Here is a 12738-nt window from a genome sequence, read left to right as displayed (position 1 = left end):
GTACGCTCCAGCCACGCAGTGCCAGCATCGACGCAGCCGTCTCGGAGCGGCCAGCCCGGCGTGCAGTCAGCAATTGCAGCCGGGACTATTCCAGAACGGGGCAGGCCTCGTTGTTAAATTATGATTCCACATCTGCCGAGATTTTGTAAAAATATAGTTTATGCCTCGTGCGCCAAAGATGACCCGTGACCTGCCGCCAGCCATCACCAGGACTCTGGCTGCGCTGGGAGCGAACCTGCGCCTGGCGCGTGAACGCCGCGGGATGACGATCCGAGACCTGGCTGCGCAGCTCAACGCCTCGGCACCCACGATCATCAGCATGGAGCGCGGCGAGGCCTCGGTATCCATGGCCATCTATGCCGCTGCGCTGCACTTCTACGAGCGGCTGGAGTGGCTGCCGGATCTCGTCGACCCCCAGTTCGACCGGGAAGCACTGCGCATCGAGCTCGCCGGCATCAGGCCGAGAACCCGGCGGTGACGCATCACGACCGGAGATGCCGCCACAGCGGCGGCTTCCGCGATGGCGCAACGACCGCGCCGGGCATGCGGTTGCGTTCCCATCTAGACTGATGCGCGCCGACGGTGCGCCTCTCAAGGCTCATGGATTTTCCCCTCCTGGCCGGCCACGGTTCGCAGCGCGTCTTTCCGCGGTCACAGGCGCCCAGGGTGCGCCATCTCTGCACGGGGTCACGTGCCGCTGACCGCACGGACCCGGCCCGTTCACCCAAGGAGTCTTCATGCTCAAGTTCTACTACTCGCTCGCGCCCAACCCGATGAAAGTGGCGCTTTTCCTGGAGGAAGCCGGCCTGCCGTACGAGCCGATCCCCGTGGACACGCGCAAGGGCGAGCAGCATGCGCCGGCGTACACGGCCATCAACCCCAACGCCAAGGTGCCCGCCATCGTCGACGGTTCGACCACCGTGTTCGACAGCAGCGCCATCCTGCTGTACCTGGCGGAGAAGACCGGCCAGTTCCTGCCCGCGCCCGAGCAGCGCGGCGAGATGCTGTCGTGGCTGATGTTCACCGCCTCGGGCATCGGCCCCTTCACCGGGCAGTGCGTGCATTTCAAGCACTACGCCCCGGAGCCCGTGCCCTACGCGCTCAACCGCTACGACTACGAGGCGTGGCGGCACTGGAAGCTCGTCGAGCAGCACCTGGCCAACCGGCCATGGATGCTGGGTGAGCGCTACACCCTCCTGGACATGGCCGTCTGGGGCTGGGCACGCGCAGTACCCTTCGCGCTAGGCGCGGACGCCTGGCAGCAGTTGCCCCACGTCAAGCGGCTGTTCGACGCCATCAACGCCCGGCCTGCCGCACAGCGGGTCGAAGCGCTCAAGGAACGCCACGCCTTCAAGACCGAGATGGACGACGAGGCGCAACGCGCCATGTTCCCGCAGAACCAGCGGCTGAAGAATCCATCCGCCTGAGCACGGTGCTTCCTGCCTATGCTGGAGCAATGAGAAGATGCTTCGCTAAGGAACTTGCTTGACTGGCGACGGGCATTTCTTCTGTGGGTCATGCGGCGCGATGCGAGCGCCCATCGGGCAAGGGAAGCAGGGAGAACTCTTTGGCAAAGGCTGATTGGCAAGCAAGGCGCCGTGACGGCGACCGCGGCGCAAGCCGCGCTCGTGAGTACCGGGAGCCGATGCGGGACCCCGTGGTCTTGCAGCTGGCGTCAAGCCGGCCGCCCGGCGGCTCCCGGCAGGACAAAGGTGCCCCACCAGTCGTCAAGCAGGGCGTGAACGGCGCCTTGCGGGCCGCGAACCTGCGGCTGCTGCTGGAGCATGCGCCGGTGCGGGAGGCCCTGTCGCTGGTGGCCGAGGTGCCGCTGGAGCGGCTCGAGGCCATGTCCCGCGGTGCCCTGTGTCCCGACGAGACGGCCTTTCATATCGAGCGGGCGCTGAAGCTGCCCGGGAAGTGGCTGGATGGTCTCAACAAGGCGCCTCCGGCGCGTACCCTGGAGCTGTTGAGGGACCCTGGAAAGGCCGCTCTGCATGACGACGATCTCGATGAGGAGGCCCCTGTCGCGCCCGCGGTAGTGGCGGCGGCCGCTGCCAGTCCCAGCGCCCAGCCCGTGGCAGGACGTGCCGCCGCCGTCCCTGCAGGCTCAGCGCCGACGAAGGTGCTGGCGTTGCCAGGCAACGACTCGGCACAGCAAGGCCGGGCAACCGAAGTCGCGTCCGCAACGCCTGTCGAGCATCAGCAAGCCAATGACGTTCCGGTAGCGCGCGGTACCCGGCCCATGGCGGCTGGCGAGGGTGCTGAGAGCGCATCACGACCCGCTGCACGAGCCGCCCAGGCGGCGGCTGCCCCCAAAGCAGGCCAGCCGCCTTCCTCCACGGCACAGCAGCGCACTCCGTCCGACCCCAAAGCAACTTCCGCCTCCATGCCGACACCTGAACTGCGCCAGCAGAACCTGGGCCTTCTGGTGCAGGGCAAGGGCGCCAAAAGCGCGCTGGCACGCCTCATCGGCATCAGCCAGCCCTACATGTCCACGATAGCCAACGGCGGCAAGGTCCTGGACCAGGCGTTCTGCCGCAACGTGGCGAAGTCATTGGGCCTGCACGAGGACTGGTTCGAGGCGCCGCGCACGGTGGCCGACATCCCTGCGGCCGCGCTCAAGCTGCTGTTGCCCGTGTCGCGCAGCACCGCGGCCAGCGCCAGCACCGCTGCGACCAGTGGCGCAGCCGCAGCCGAGGGCACGCCGGCGGGTGCCAGCGGCGCAGTGGCACCCGAGACGGCTGTCGCGCCGGCCGATTCGAGCCACACGGCCACCGCCGTGGCCGACGACGCCGCCGCTGCCGCCGCTGCCGCAAGCCAGACCGTGGCCACGAGCGTCGCCGCCCGGCAAGCAGACAAGCGGCCCCACATCCGGCCCGCTTCCTCAGGCGACCACCCGCAGCGCACCGGGCCCGGCCGCCCGGTCACGGCATCCGCCCGTCCTCCTGCCGCCGTGCCGGTTCAAGCCGACCTGCTGGCTCCAGTCGAGCCTGAAGTGCAGCCCGCGGCGCAGGCAGCCACGCCAGCGCCGCCTGTCGACGTCCCGGCCGTGCCGGCCGTGGTGCCGGTCCCGACACCGGTCATGGTGCCGGCATCCGAGTCCGTTCATCAGGTCGTGCAGCGGATGATCAACTTCACGGCGGTCTCGGCCCAACCGCTGGTCATCGACGGTGGCCTGGCGCCCATCACGGAAGCACTCATCAAGATCCTGGCGCTCAAGGACCGGCAAGGCAGGCTCTCCGAGGACAAGGCCTTCGAGCTGCTGGGCACCGTGCGCCTGCTCTGAGGCATCTTGACGGCCGATCCATGAAATCAATGCCATTGGGCACGATGGCATCGCATCTCCTGCCGCCATCGGTGCCCAGAGCGGCCATTGAAGGATCACTGCAGCGGCAGCCCAACAGGGATTGCCTGCACTGCATCCTGGCCCGCTACATGGACGAGCTACTGGCCTATTGAAAGCGACTTGGCCAGGAAGTCGAAGATTGCCGGCGCAGCGTCCCGCTGTAGTCGCCCGCGGCGTGCTTGGCTGAAAGCATCCCACGGCGGCTGGGGCGCCTGCGCCAATGCCCGGAAGCAGCCCCTCCCGCATCAACTGTGCGATCACGCCGGCAGGCCCGCAGCTGCTGAAGATGCGCCACGCGCCGACAGGCACCACCACGACATCGAGCGGCGGCTACGGCCCGTGGCCGACGCCATCCTGCCGGTCGTGAAGGAAGATTCCCCCAGGTTGGTCTCTCCACATCCAGCCTGTTTCCAGACCCGACCCGACCGAAGGTCGCCCTCGGACTCCCACTGCAGCCAGGACCGTGTAGGGCCTGCGTGCCGGGGGCACGTCTGCAGCGGACTGGGCCGAGTCAGCGCGCTTGCGCTTGGCGCCCTGTGGAGCGGACCACAGCACTCACGTGTCGTCCTTCAGCCAATGTGCGACCGCTTCGGCCAGCGCCCGCTCCAGAGCCGAAGCGTTGCAGCCAGCGGCCGGGTCGGCCAGGTGCTGCTCCAGCGACCAGCCCTCGGGCCGGCTGGCCTCCCACCAGGCTTTGGCGGAAGCGGCCAGCGCCAGCAACTGCGGTGCTGTTTCGCAGGCCACGGCGCCGGTGGCATGCGTGGCCGGGCCGCTGGCTGGCCGGGCGATCCCTCCAGGACCGAAGGCGAACTGCAACATCATCCCCACCGGGCTGCTGGCTCGATTCATAGATGCTTTCCTGCCATCGAGTTGCATGCGACCACTGTAGCGCGCGCGGCGCCGGGCTGGCCGGCCTGGCAGGCATTGCAAGAGCGCCCGGCGTCTTGCCGGTATCCTCTGCAGACGCTACGTCACAATTTTCGTTGAGGAAGTAACACCACCATGCCGACCAGAAAGACCGCCGCAACCAAGAAAGTTGCCGCCAAGAAAGCCGTTGCGAAGACGGCTGCACCTGTTGCCAGGAAGGCCGCCGCGAAGAAGGCGCCGCAGCCCATCGCCGCAGCAGCCACGTTCCGCACGAAGATCGACCTCGCCAACCTCGCGGTCGGCGCCAAGACCGTCAAGCAGCTCGCGCGCGCGGTGGCCAAGCTGGCGCAGACGCTGGCCAAGATGGACGAGGGTGGCGCCGTGCGACTGGAGCAGCCTGTGACCGCCAAGGGAGCCCACCTGGCCACGACGGACGCCAAGGCTGCCAAGCGCTTCGGCATGGAGGAAGGGCGTGCCCCGCGCGGCGCCAAGACGGCTGCGCCGGCGGCCAAGAAGTCCGCTGAGGCACCGGCACCGGCGCCTGCGAAGAAGGCTGCCGCCAAGAAGGCCGCTGCCAAGAAGACGCGTACCCAGGCTGCGACGACCGATGCTGCTGCACAGGCCGAGGGGATCGATGCCGCGGCGCCCGCAGCGAAGAAAGCACCCGCCAGGAAGGCTGCTGCCAAGAAAATCTCTGCCAAGAAGGCTGCGGGCAAGAAGGCAGCTGGCAAGACCAGCGCTGCCAAGGGCGCGAGCGAACCTGCGCGTGCCGCAGGCGAGGAATCAGCCGCAGCGCCGTCGGCCGCCGATACGCCCGGCGCCGAGGCCGCCGCGTCCTGACGGCTCGATGCCCTGTAGACGCCCTGCACCGCCCGCTGGAGTGATTCGGCAGCCGCGGCAGGGATTTCCATGGCACCACGGCCAAAGGGCGCGGTGACGGGACAAGATCCCGGCATGGCAAGGCTGGGAGGAGCGCCATGAGAGAGCTGCGTGTCACCATCCCCGAGGGCGTCGAGTTCGCGGACCTGCGCCTGTCGCTCGATTCGGACAACGGCCGGGTGCGCTTCAGCATGGCGCCCATCGCGGCGATCTGCGAAGCCAGCGACCTGGACCTCGCCGAGCTCGTGGACGGCCCACAGCCGCTGGTGGTGCCGCTGATCGCTGCCTGGTACCGGGTGCATGTCAGCGAAGGCGGCGCCCCGGACCCGGTGCAGGAAGATCTGCTTGAGGAAAGCCGCCTGGAGATGGAGCACGGCGGCGGCTTCGCTTACCCGCCGGGACACGCCTGATCCATCCCGGCACGGCCTCCAGGCCGAATCGCTGCCGGGGTGGCCTGATGTCACGCACACCGTCCCGCTCGGTGTGACGGCGCTGCAACAAGGGCGCAGGCATGAGCCGTTCGGCTGGCAAAGTGCCGCGCCATGTTCTCGATGCTCGAACAGCAGCCGCCGGAGCTGCTTCATGCTGTCTACGCCCGGCTGTCGCGCCGCTACGCCGCGCCGGGCGTGCGCCTGTCTCATTTCGCCGGCCGCTGGCAAGTGTTTCGGACCGCAGACCTGGCAGCGGGAAACGAGCGTGCCGTGATCGATGTCGAGCCGCCACACGACCACACGGTGGAGGACCTCGCGGAGCTGGAGTCCAGGGCCGCCTTCGCCGTTGGCGAGGACCACGACGCGACGCTGGTCGTGATGCACTTGGCCACGAGACTGCCGCTATCCGGTGACGAGCAGGCGACGCCGTCCCTGCCGGTTCTCACCGTCTCGGTGTGGAGCTTGGAACATCCCGTGGCATTGACCGGCGACATCGAGCTCGACGAGGCCGGCGCGCCGGTACGTATTGGTCTGCCCGGCCGCCTGCCCCGGTCCTGAAACCCCCTGCACGCCAAGAGCGGACTTCTCCAGGAACCATCGGCTTCAGTGTCCCTGCACAGCTTCGGGCGCTGCCGGGTTGTCCCCTGTAGCAGCCCGGTCGCGCCACGGCCAGCCACGCCTTCCAGATCCGCGACCTGGACCTGGCGGTGCCGGATGCCCATGCCTCCAACATCGAACCAGCACGGCAACGCAGCCGGGCTGCCCTTGACCTCTTCCCCTTCGGCACGCTGGCCGGCGTGACGCCAGCGGCCAGCGTCGGCGGCGTGGCGCTCGGCTTCTCGCCCATGGTCACGCTGCGAGCACTGGAGCGCCCCGTGGCGCCCGATCGGCAGCCTTCGCGTGGCCGGCTGCACATGCGTGCACAGTTCCAGTCCCGTGTGCAGCAGCTCGATGGCGCACGCAGGCGGTATTTGATTTGCTCGACGAGGCTTGACGCCGGCTCGAGCGCGACGGTGTACGGATCGACAAGGAGCCGCTGCGTGACGCAGCACTTGCCTGCGCACGCACGGCACGCGAGGCGGACGGCGTGTGCCCGTTGTACGCGCTGACTGCTGCCTACCCCAGACGGCGGTCGGCCGGTCCGGGTGCGGTCTGCACACACCCCTGCAGCACGCGATGCTGCTGCAGCAGCATCGGCTGAGCGAAGGCGGATGCCGTGCTGCCGCAACAATGCGCAGTCCCTTCTACCGGAGCCAGTCGATGACCATCGAAGTCGTTCGTGATCGCGCGCAGAAGATGAAGCACACCATCCGCGTGGGAAACCACATCTTCGCGGTCGACGAGCCGCCGGCCAACGGTGGCGAAGACCTTGGCGTGACGCCACATGATCTCTACGACAGCGCCCTGGGTGCCTGCAAGGCGCTCACGGCGCTGTGGTACGCGCAGCGCAGGCACATCCCCGTCGAGGACATCCGCGCCAGCGTCGAGCGTGACGACAGCCAGGAGCGCCAGGGGGTCTACCGGCTGCGCGTGACGCTGGACATCACGGGTGCACTGAGCGATGCGCAGCGCCAGGAGTTGCTCAACGTGGCGGCCAAGTGCCCCGTCCACAAGCTGATGACGCAGGTGACTACCGAGGTCGTGACCGAGCTGGCGCCGCAGGGCTCGTAGTCCGCATGCTTCTCAGCCGCGGGGGCGGGCACAGGAGAACTCTGTGCAATCCGCCGGGCTCGTGCATCCCAAGTCGCTGACCAGCCGCCGCAGTTCTCCAACGTCGGCAAAGACCTGGTCCGCGCCGGCCTGGCGCAAGGAATCGATCTCGCCGTAGCCCCAGGCCACGGCTGCGAAGGCGACTCCTGCGGCATGCGCGGCGCGCAAGTCCGAGATCTGGTCGCCAACGTAGAGCGCCTGCGAAGCCGGGATGCCGCTGCGAGCCAGCACCCGCCTGATCCGCGCCCGCTTGCCCAGGATCGGGCTGCCGCCTTCGAGGTATGCGAAATGCGCTGCGCTGGCAGGGCCCAGCGTGCGCACCGCGTTGACTGCCGAATTCGAGGTCAGCAGCGCCAGCGTCATGCCCTGCTCGCGCAGGAAGGCCAGCGTCTCCTGCACGCCAGCGAACAGCGGGACGGCAGCGCGGCGCGACTGCATCAGCTGCATGAAGCTTGCCGCCACGTGCGGCAGCTTCCACGCTGGCAGGCCCACCAGGCGCATGTTGGCGCGCACGTCCTGGCGCCGCATGAGCGGTATCTGCTGCGGGGTCACGGGCGTGAAGCCGTGACGGCGCGCGAGCTCACCCAGCACCTCGACGAAGAACGGGAAGGAGTCGGCCAGCGTGCCGTCGAAGTCGAACAGCACGAGGCGGCAGGCGGGCAAGGGCATGGCAGGCAGGCTCCTCGGGGGCGCGAGTCAGGGGACTGCATTCATGGCGCCGGGGCTTCGACGATGGGTCCGGGCAGCGCCCCCAGAAAACGCACGATATCCGCGATTTCTTGTCCGCTGAGGCGGATCGGCGGGTGCTGCGCCGACGGGCTGCTGTCCTGCGCCAACTCGGACCGGCCCACCGCCGCGGCAGGCGCCTTCACACGCAGGCTGCGCACCTGGCAGGCTTCGCGGACTCGGCCCATCTTAGCCGCACGTTCAAGCGCATGCTGGGCATCGCCCCGACCACGATCGCCCGCGAATGACCGGATGCCGGGTGCATGGCGCGCGCGCAGACAATGCCTTGCCATGACGACAACAATCCGTTTATCCCTACTTGGCGTGGCCTGTGTCCTGGCACTGGCCGCCTGCGATGCGCGCGCACCCGTGCCCAGGCAGGTGCCGGCACCGGCGATCGTGTCGGGCGAGCCGGTGGCCGGCTTCAAGCAGTGCCGCCAGTTCTTTCCCGGCGAACTGCCGCGCGTGCCGGACCTGCAGGCCAGGCAGCCGCGCGACCTCTGCTTCGATGCCTTCGCCGTGCTGCACTCAGGCCGAACCAAGACGCCGATCTTCGCCGTTGAAAGACTCACCGCCGCGCAGTTGGCCGACGCGGCCGACGAGGAGCGTACCAACAAGTTCTACGCCGACGCGCGCCTGCCGCAGGCAGAGCGTGCCACGCTGGAGGACTATCGCGGCAGCGGCTTCGACCGCGGCCACATGGCCCCGGCTGCCGACATGCCGACCGCGCAGGCCATGGCGCAGTCATTCAGCCTCGCAAACATGGTTCCCCAGGCACCCGAGAACAATCGCAAAACTTGGGCGGGTATCGAGAACGACACCCGGCGCTACGTGCGTCGGGCCAAGGGCCCGGTCTACGTCTTCACCGGCCCGGTGTACCCGGCCGCCGGCGCCCAGGTCATCGGCAAGGGCAGGGTGTGGGTGCCGGCACAACTCTACAAGCTGGTCTACGACGCCGGCACGAACCGGGCGTGGGCGCACTGGGTGGAAAACGAGAACGAGGCGCGCGCGGGCAAGCCCATCAGCTATCGGGAACTGGTGCAACGCACCGGCATCGAGTTCCTGCCGGGTATCAACCCTGCGGACTGACCTTCTCGGCCAGCCGATCTCGAACCTGCTCAGCTCTTTTCGAGCTTGCGGCCAGGTCCTTCAACATCCCGCGTAGTTCTTTCGCCCGCTGGCCGTAATGGTGTAGGTACCGCCACGCGGGCCGACATGGCAGGTCGGAGCGCCGGGAGCGGCTGCAGCGCGGCGCTCATCCTGCAAGGCATCCGCGGCGGCCTGGCTGGACGGCGAGCGCACCGGCTCGGGCTGAGCGCGATGGCAGTGATAGTCCCCTGTCTTGCGGTTGTGATGGCAGCCGCTGGCGTCCAGGCCGCCGCCGTGCGCCAGCGCCTGCAGCGACGTGGCCAGGACAGCCGCGGCCACGGATGCCGGGATTCGTTTCATCGGTGGGTCCCCCTCATGTTCCGGTCGGGCCACGGCCGTGCCTGGACGAGGTCCCGCCAAGGACTCCATCTTGCATTGAGGGACAAGCGCCCGGCACGGGCAGGCAAGATGGCGCTGGCTCTCCAAGGCACCTTCCTTGTCGTGGTCCGCATGGACCGCCCGCACCGACACCACGAGGAAGACATGCCTGCCCAAGCCACACGTCCCTTCCACAGCCGCCATGCGGTGGCCTCGCTGCTCCTGGCCTGCGCGGCTGCGCCGGCCCTGGCTGCCGAGGCGCCCTCCTGGTTCCCGTCCGAGTGGGGTGCGCAGGACCAGCGCGGCGCGGCCAACCGCATCACGCCCGAGCGCACGCTCGCGGCGCTGCGCCTGGCCAGGACCGGGCGCATCCACTCGCTGGCCCAGCCGTTTCGATCCGACATGCCCATCTGGGGCGGGCGGTCCTTCCAGCTCACCATCCCGCACGCCGACGAGCCGCCGAGCCAGAACGCGCTGACGGCCAACCTCGACTTCGTCTCTGGCGAGCTGGGACAGGTCGGCACGCAGCTCGACGGGCTCGGGCACGTGGGCATCGGCGACCTCTACTACAATGGCAACGACCGGCGCGAGTTCGTGCGGCGCAACGGGCTGCAGCGCCTGGGCATCGAGCACGCCGGCCCCTTCGTCACGCGCGGCGTGATGATCGATGTGGCGGCCTACAAGGGCGTGCAGCGGCTGCCGCCCGGCTACGAGGTCACGGCGGCCGACCTGCAGGGCGCGCTGGCACGCCAGAAGCTCACCCTGCGCGAAGGCGACACCTTGCTCATGCGCACCGGCTGGGCGCAGCTGTGGAAGGGTGATCCGGCTGCCTACACCGGCAAGGCGCCCGGCTGGGGAGCGCAGGCCTGCGAGTGGATCGTGCGCCAGAAGCCCGCGGCCACCGGCTGCGACACCTACGGCTGCGACGTCGTGCCCAACCCGCACGACGCCGCGGTGCTGTGGCCCTGCCACCAGATCATGGGCACGCAGGCCGGCATCTACAACATCGAGAACCTCGACCTCGAAACGCTGGCTGCGGACGGCGCGCACGAGTTCCTGTTCGTCATGACGCCGCTGCCGCTGGTGGGCGCCTCGGGCTCGCCGGTGGCGCCCATCGCCATCCGCTGAAAGCTTGGGCGCTGGCGCGCCGTTTCAGCCCCTGCGCTGCACGGCAGCATTGCAGCGGCGCCGGTGCTCGCTGGGCGAGCATCCGTAGCGCTGCTGAAAGGCCCGGCTGAAGTGCGCCGCGTCGCTGAAGCCGTGGTCGAAGGCGACCTGCGTGATCGTGCGGTGCGAGGCGGCCGGGTCGCGCAGCACGCGCTCGCAGGCGGCCAGCCGCTGCTGCCAGATCCAGCGCGAAGCCGTGCAGCCCTGCGCCCGGAACAGCTGGTGCAGGCCGCGCAGCGACACGCCCGCCGCCTGGGCGAGAGCGCCCAGCGTCAGCGACGGATCGTGCAGCCGCGCCATGGCCTGGGCCTTGACGCGTTCGAACCGCGGGCAGTTCGAGGGCGCCGCCTCGCTGCGCAGCTCCCGCAGGCCCGCCGTGATGACGTCGAGCAGGGCGCAGGCAAGGTCGCCCGCGGTGCCGGGCTGCGACGCCGGCATATCCTCACCGAGCGCCGTGAGCATGGGCTGCAGCAGCCGGCCCGGCAGCGTGTTGGCCGCAGCGGCCCGGGCCACCAGCGCATCACAGCCGCCCAGCCGCGCCAGCAGCTCGCGCCTGGGAATGCGCAGCACCGCCTGCCGGTAGTCGGCGTCGTAGGCCAGTTCGTAGGGGCGGCGCGTGTCGTAGATGGCGTATTCGCCCGGCGCCAGCCAGGTCTCGCGGCCCGCCTGGCGCACCGCGCCACGGCCGGCGAGCTGCAGGTTGAGCAGGAAGAACTCCTCCGCTCCACGCGCGGCCTGGCGCTGCGAGCGCGTCACGCGCTTGCTGCCGTGCCCGCTGGAGCGAAAACACGTGAGCGACAGCGCGGCCAGGTCGCGGTTGAGCATGGCGGCGTCGAAGCCCTCAGGCTCCTCGATCTGGAAGCCCGACTCCACGAAGCGGTCGGACACCGCCTGCGTCCAGCCGGCCACCCGCCGGTGCGGCGGCAGCGACAAGGTGGCGAAACCATGTGCGTGTGCCATGTGACCTGCTCCATGCCGGGAAGCGATGATTGTGCGCTGTGCGCGCGCCTGGCACGAACCAGCGCCCAGCCGTGCAGGCGTCACGGTCGCCATGGGCGCTGGGCCTTGCCTGGCCGGTGACAGCGGTTCCGGGCGGGGTGCCAACATGACCGGATCGACCCCGGCACGACAGGCCCGGCGGCGCTGGTGGCGCAAGCGCGCTGCACAGCACCTGGTCATGCCGGCAAGGTGGCCGATGTGGTTGCGCTCCCGTGCTCGCTCAAGTCCTGGCCAATCCGCAGTGAAGCGATTGTCGTGGGTGGCGGTGTACCGCGCGCCATCTGCTCCCGAGGACTGTCTGGCGGCAACCGTGACGAACCGCGGCAAGCCCACTTGAGCCTGGATACCTCGGGCGTGCATGGCTCAAAGCGGTCCGGGCCGGTGGTGCAGTCGTTTGGAGGAAGTTGCAATGGCAACGTTTCAGGCTCGACATTGAAACGCAGTTGCGGGGCGCCGCTGACAGCATGTCGGAGAGGGCTTACATGTCACTGCGGTGCCGGCCGGCAGCCCCGCTGATGGCCTGTGCACACACTGGCAGCTCTGATCAAGAGGCCCCGCATGAGCAATCCCTGGCTGAAGAAGAACCCCATCCTGAGCATGTGGCTCAGCGGCGCCAACGCCGTCGCCGGTGCGGCACGGGGTCGCGCGAGGAGCACCGCGAAGAAAAGCGCTGCCACGGCCACGCGTCAGGCCGCTGGCGCCGCGGTGAGTGCCTGGCTGGCGCCGTTCGCCGCGCCGAAGCCGCGGCGCAAGAAGCGCCGCTGACCGGCAGGCTGATGCGCGGCGGTCCCCTGGACGCGACTTCGCCCATGGAATCCCTCCGTGCCGTTGTTGGCAGGGCCATGGCCTTGACAAGACGACGAGGCCTGGACGCCGCGGCACCTGGCACCCTGCCGGTCAAGCCGCCGGATCGTCCTTCGCCACCTCGACGCCGGCCGACTTGCGCGCTGGCCGCGGTGCCGGGCTCGCCGTGAACGCTTCCGGGTCGAAGGGCTGCAGCAGCGCCCGGGCCTCTCGCTCGTCGGCGTAGAGCCAGTCCCGCCACCGCTCCTGGGGCACCACCACCACCGAGCGCTTCTCGTCGCCGGGCTTGTGAAAGCGCCGCATCAGCGGGTGAGAGTCGGCGTTGATGGTGAGCATCGAGAA

The 12738-nt window shown here is 69.2% G+C and carries 15 protein-coding genes and 1 pseudogene; 10 read left to right on the top strand and 6 right to left on the bottom strand.

The features are described from left to right. Positions 1–160 precede the first annotated feature (160 nt). From FJ694_RS19650 to FJ694_RS19640, 3 genes are all read left to right on the top strand, one after another. Positions 161–478 (top strand): helix-turn-helix domain-containing protein, encoded by a 318-nt coding sequence (locus FJ694_RS19650; protein WP_310735055.1) that lies wholly within the window; start codon positions 161–163, stop codon positions 476–478. 259 nt (positions 479–737) lie between these two features. Next, positions 738–1427 (top strand): glutathione S-transferase family protein, encoded by a 690-nt coding sequence (locus FJ694_RS19645; protein WP_157269020.1) that lies wholly within the window; start codon positions 738–740, stop codon positions 1425–1427. Between the two features lie 311 nt (positions 1428–1738). Beyond that, positions 1739–3286, top strand: coding sequence for a helix-turn-helix domain-containing protein (locus FJ694_RS19640; protein ID WP_157269019.1), 1548 nt, complete (start codon positions 1739–1741; stop codon positions 3284–3286). A 615-nt stretch (positions 3287–3901) separates the two neighbouring features. Here the strand turns inward: FJ694_RS19640 and FJ694_RS19635 are convergent. Continuing rightward, positions 3902–4195 (bottom strand): hypothetical protein, encoded by a 294-nt coding sequence (locus tag FJ694_RS19635; RefSeq protein ID WP_157269018.1) that lies wholly within the window; start codon positions 4193–4195, stop codon positions 3902–3904. 153 nt (positions 4196–4348) lie between these two features. Between FJ694_RS19635 and FJ694_RS36750 the strand changes: the two genes are divergently transcribed. The 4 genes from FJ694_RS36750 to FJ694_RS19615 all read left to right on the top strand — a co-directional run bounded on the left by FJ694_RS36750 (position 4349) and on the right by FJ694_RS19615 (position 7194). Continuing rightward, complete coding sequence (locus tag FJ694_RS36750; RefSeq protein WP_198320910.1) at positions 4349–5053, top strand: hypothetical protein; 705 nt, start codon at positions 4349–4351, stop codon at positions 5051–5053. Positions 5054–5190: 137 nt separating this feature from the next. Beyond that, positions 5191–5502, top strand: a complete 312-nt coding sequence (locus tag FJ694_RS19625; protein WP_157269017.1) for a hypothetical protein — start codon at positions 5191–5193, stop codon at positions 5500–5502. 132 nt (positions 5503–5634) lie between these two features. Next, entirely contained in the window at positions 5635–6081 is a 447-nt protein-coding gene (locus FJ694_RS19620; protein WP_157269016.1) for a hypothetical protein, read from the top strand. Positions 6082–6783: 702 nt separating this feature from the next. Beyond that, on the top strand, positions 6784–7194 hold the full coding sequence (locus tag FJ694_RS19615) for an OsmC family protein (RefSeq protein ID WP_157269015.1): 411 nt from the start codon (positions 6784–6786) through the stop codon (positions 7192–7194). A gap of 12 nt (positions 7195–7206) precedes the next feature. On the opposite strand, the gene FJ694_RS19610 is transcribed toward FJ694_RS19615, so the two are convergent. Then, positions 7207–7902 carry an HAD hydrolase-like protein gene (locus FJ694_RS19610; protein WP_157269014.1) on the bottom strand — a complete coding sequence of 232 codons (696 nt, stop codon included), beginning with the start codon at positions 7900–7902 and terminating at the stop codon, positions 7207–7209. Between the two features lie 41 nt (positions 7903–7943). Beyond that, positions 7944–8387 carry a hypothetical protein gene (locus FJ694_RS37175; RefSeq protein ID WP_232540128.1) on the bottom strand — a complete coding sequence of 148 codons (444 nt, stop codon included), beginning with the start codon at positions 8385–8387 and terminating at the stop codon, positions 7944–7946. On the opposite strand from FJ694_RS37175, the gene FJ694_RS19600 reads away from it, so the two are divergent. After that, positions 8284–9048 (top strand): DNA/RNA non-specific endonuclease, encoded by a 765-nt coding sequence (locus FJ694_RS19600; RefSeq protein ID WP_375140238.1) that lies wholly within the window; start codon positions 8284–8286, stop codon positions 9046–9048. The two genes, FJ694_RS37175 and FJ694_RS19600, sit on opposite strands and share 104 nt — an antisense overlap. 60 nt (positions 9049–9108) lie before the next feature. Here FJ694_RS19600 and FJ694_RS19595 read toward each other — a convergent pair whose 3' ends face one another. After that, the gene (locus tag FJ694_RS19595) at positions 9109–9408 is read right to left on the bottom strand and encodes a YHYH domain-containing protein (RefSeq protein ID WP_157269013.1); all 300 of its coding nucleotides are present in this window, start codon (positions 9406–9408) and stop codon (positions 9109–9111) included. Positions 9409–9591: 183 nt separating this feature from the next. Here FJ694_RS19595 and FJ694_RS19590 point away from each other — a divergent pair, with 183 nt between their 5' ends. Further along, the gene (locus FJ694_RS19590; RefSeq protein ID WP_157269012.1) at positions 9592–10554 is read left to right on the top strand and encodes a cyclase family protein; all 963 of its coding nucleotides are present in this window, start codon (positions 9592–9594) and stop codon (positions 10552–10554) included. A 24-nt stretch (positions 10555–10578) separates the two neighbouring features. On the opposite strand, the gene FJ694_RS19585 is transcribed toward FJ694_RS19590, so the two are convergent. Continuing rightward, a complete protein-coding gene (locus FJ694_RS19585; protein ID WP_198320909.1) occupies positions 10579–11553 on the bottom strand; it encodes an AraC-like ligand-binding domain-containing protein in 975 nt (324 codons plus the stop codon). Between the two features lie 597 nt (positions 11554–12150). Between FJ694_RS19585 and FJ694_RS19580 the strand changes: the two genes are divergently transcribed. After that, positions 12151–12357, top strand: a complete 207-nt coding sequence (locus FJ694_RS19580) for a hypothetical protein (protein ID WP_157269010.1) — start codon at positions 12151–12153, stop codon at positions 12355–12357. 132 nt (positions 12358–12489) lie between these two features. On the opposite strand, the pseudogene FJ694_RS19575 reads toward FJ694_RS19580, so the two are convergent. After that, positions 12490–12738, bottom strand: a pseudogene (locus FJ694_RS19575) (hypothetical protein); the annotation flags it as partial.

The sequence above is a fragment of the Azohydromonas aeria genome, assembly GCF_009760915.1.
Lineage (GTDB): Bacteria > Pseudomonadota > Gammaproteobacteria > Burkholderiales > Burkholderiaceae_C > Azohydromonas > Azohydromonas aeria.
Note: the sequence above shows the minus strand (reverse complement) of the source record. Positions and strands in the feature narration are given on the sequence as shown.

Bases quoted from the DNA above. Each gene is read 5' to 3' on its own strand.
- FJ694_RS19650 (WP_310735055.1), top strand. From the start codon at position 161: ATGCCTCGTGCGCCAAAGATGACCCGTGACCTGCCGCCAGCCATCACC.
- FJ694_RS19645 (WP_157269020.1), top strand. From the start codon at position 738: ATGCTCAAGTTCTACTACTCGCTCGCGCCCAACCCGATGAAAGTGGCG.
- FJ694_RS19635 (WP_157269018.1), bottom strand. From the start codon at position 4,195: ATGAATCGAGCCAGCAGCCCGGTGGGGATGATGTTGCAGTTCGCCTTC.
- FJ694_RS36750 (WP_198320910.1), top strand. From the start codon at position 4,349: ATGCCGACCAGAAAGACCGCCGCAACCAAGAAAGTTGCCGCCAAGAAA.
- FJ694_RS19625 (WP_157269017.1), top strand. From the start codon at position 5,191: ATGAGAGAGCTGCGTGTCACCATCCCCGAGGGCGTCGAGTTCGCGGAC.
- FJ694_RS19620 (WP_157269016.1), top strand. From the start codon at position 5,635: ATGTTCTCGATGCTCGAACAGCAGCCGCCGGAGCTGCTTCATGCTGTC.
- FJ694_RS19615 (WP_157269015.1), top strand. From the start codon at position 6,784: ATGACCATCGAAGTCGTTCGTGATCGCGCGCAGAAGATGAAGCACACC.
- FJ694_RS19610 (WP_157269014.1), bottom strand. From the start codon at position 7,902: ATGCCCTTGCCCGCCTGCCGCCTCGTGCTGTTCGACTTCGACGGCACG.
- FJ694_RS19595 (WP_157269013.1), bottom strand. From the start codon at position 9,408: ATGAAACGAATCCCGGCATCCGTGGCCGCGGCTGTCCTGGCCACGTCG.
- FJ694_RS19590 (WP_157269012.1), top strand. From the start codon at position 9,592: ATGCCTGCCCAAGCCACACGTCCCTTCCACAGCCGCCATGCGGTGGCC.
- FJ694_RS19585 (WP_198320909.1), bottom strand. From the start codon at position 11,553: ATGGCACACGCACATGGTTTCGCCACCTTGTCGCTGCCGCCGCACCGG.
- FJ694_RS19580 (WP_157269010.1), top strand. From the start codon at position 12,151: ATGAGCAATCCCTGGCTGAAGAAGAACCCCATCCTGAGCATGTGGCTC.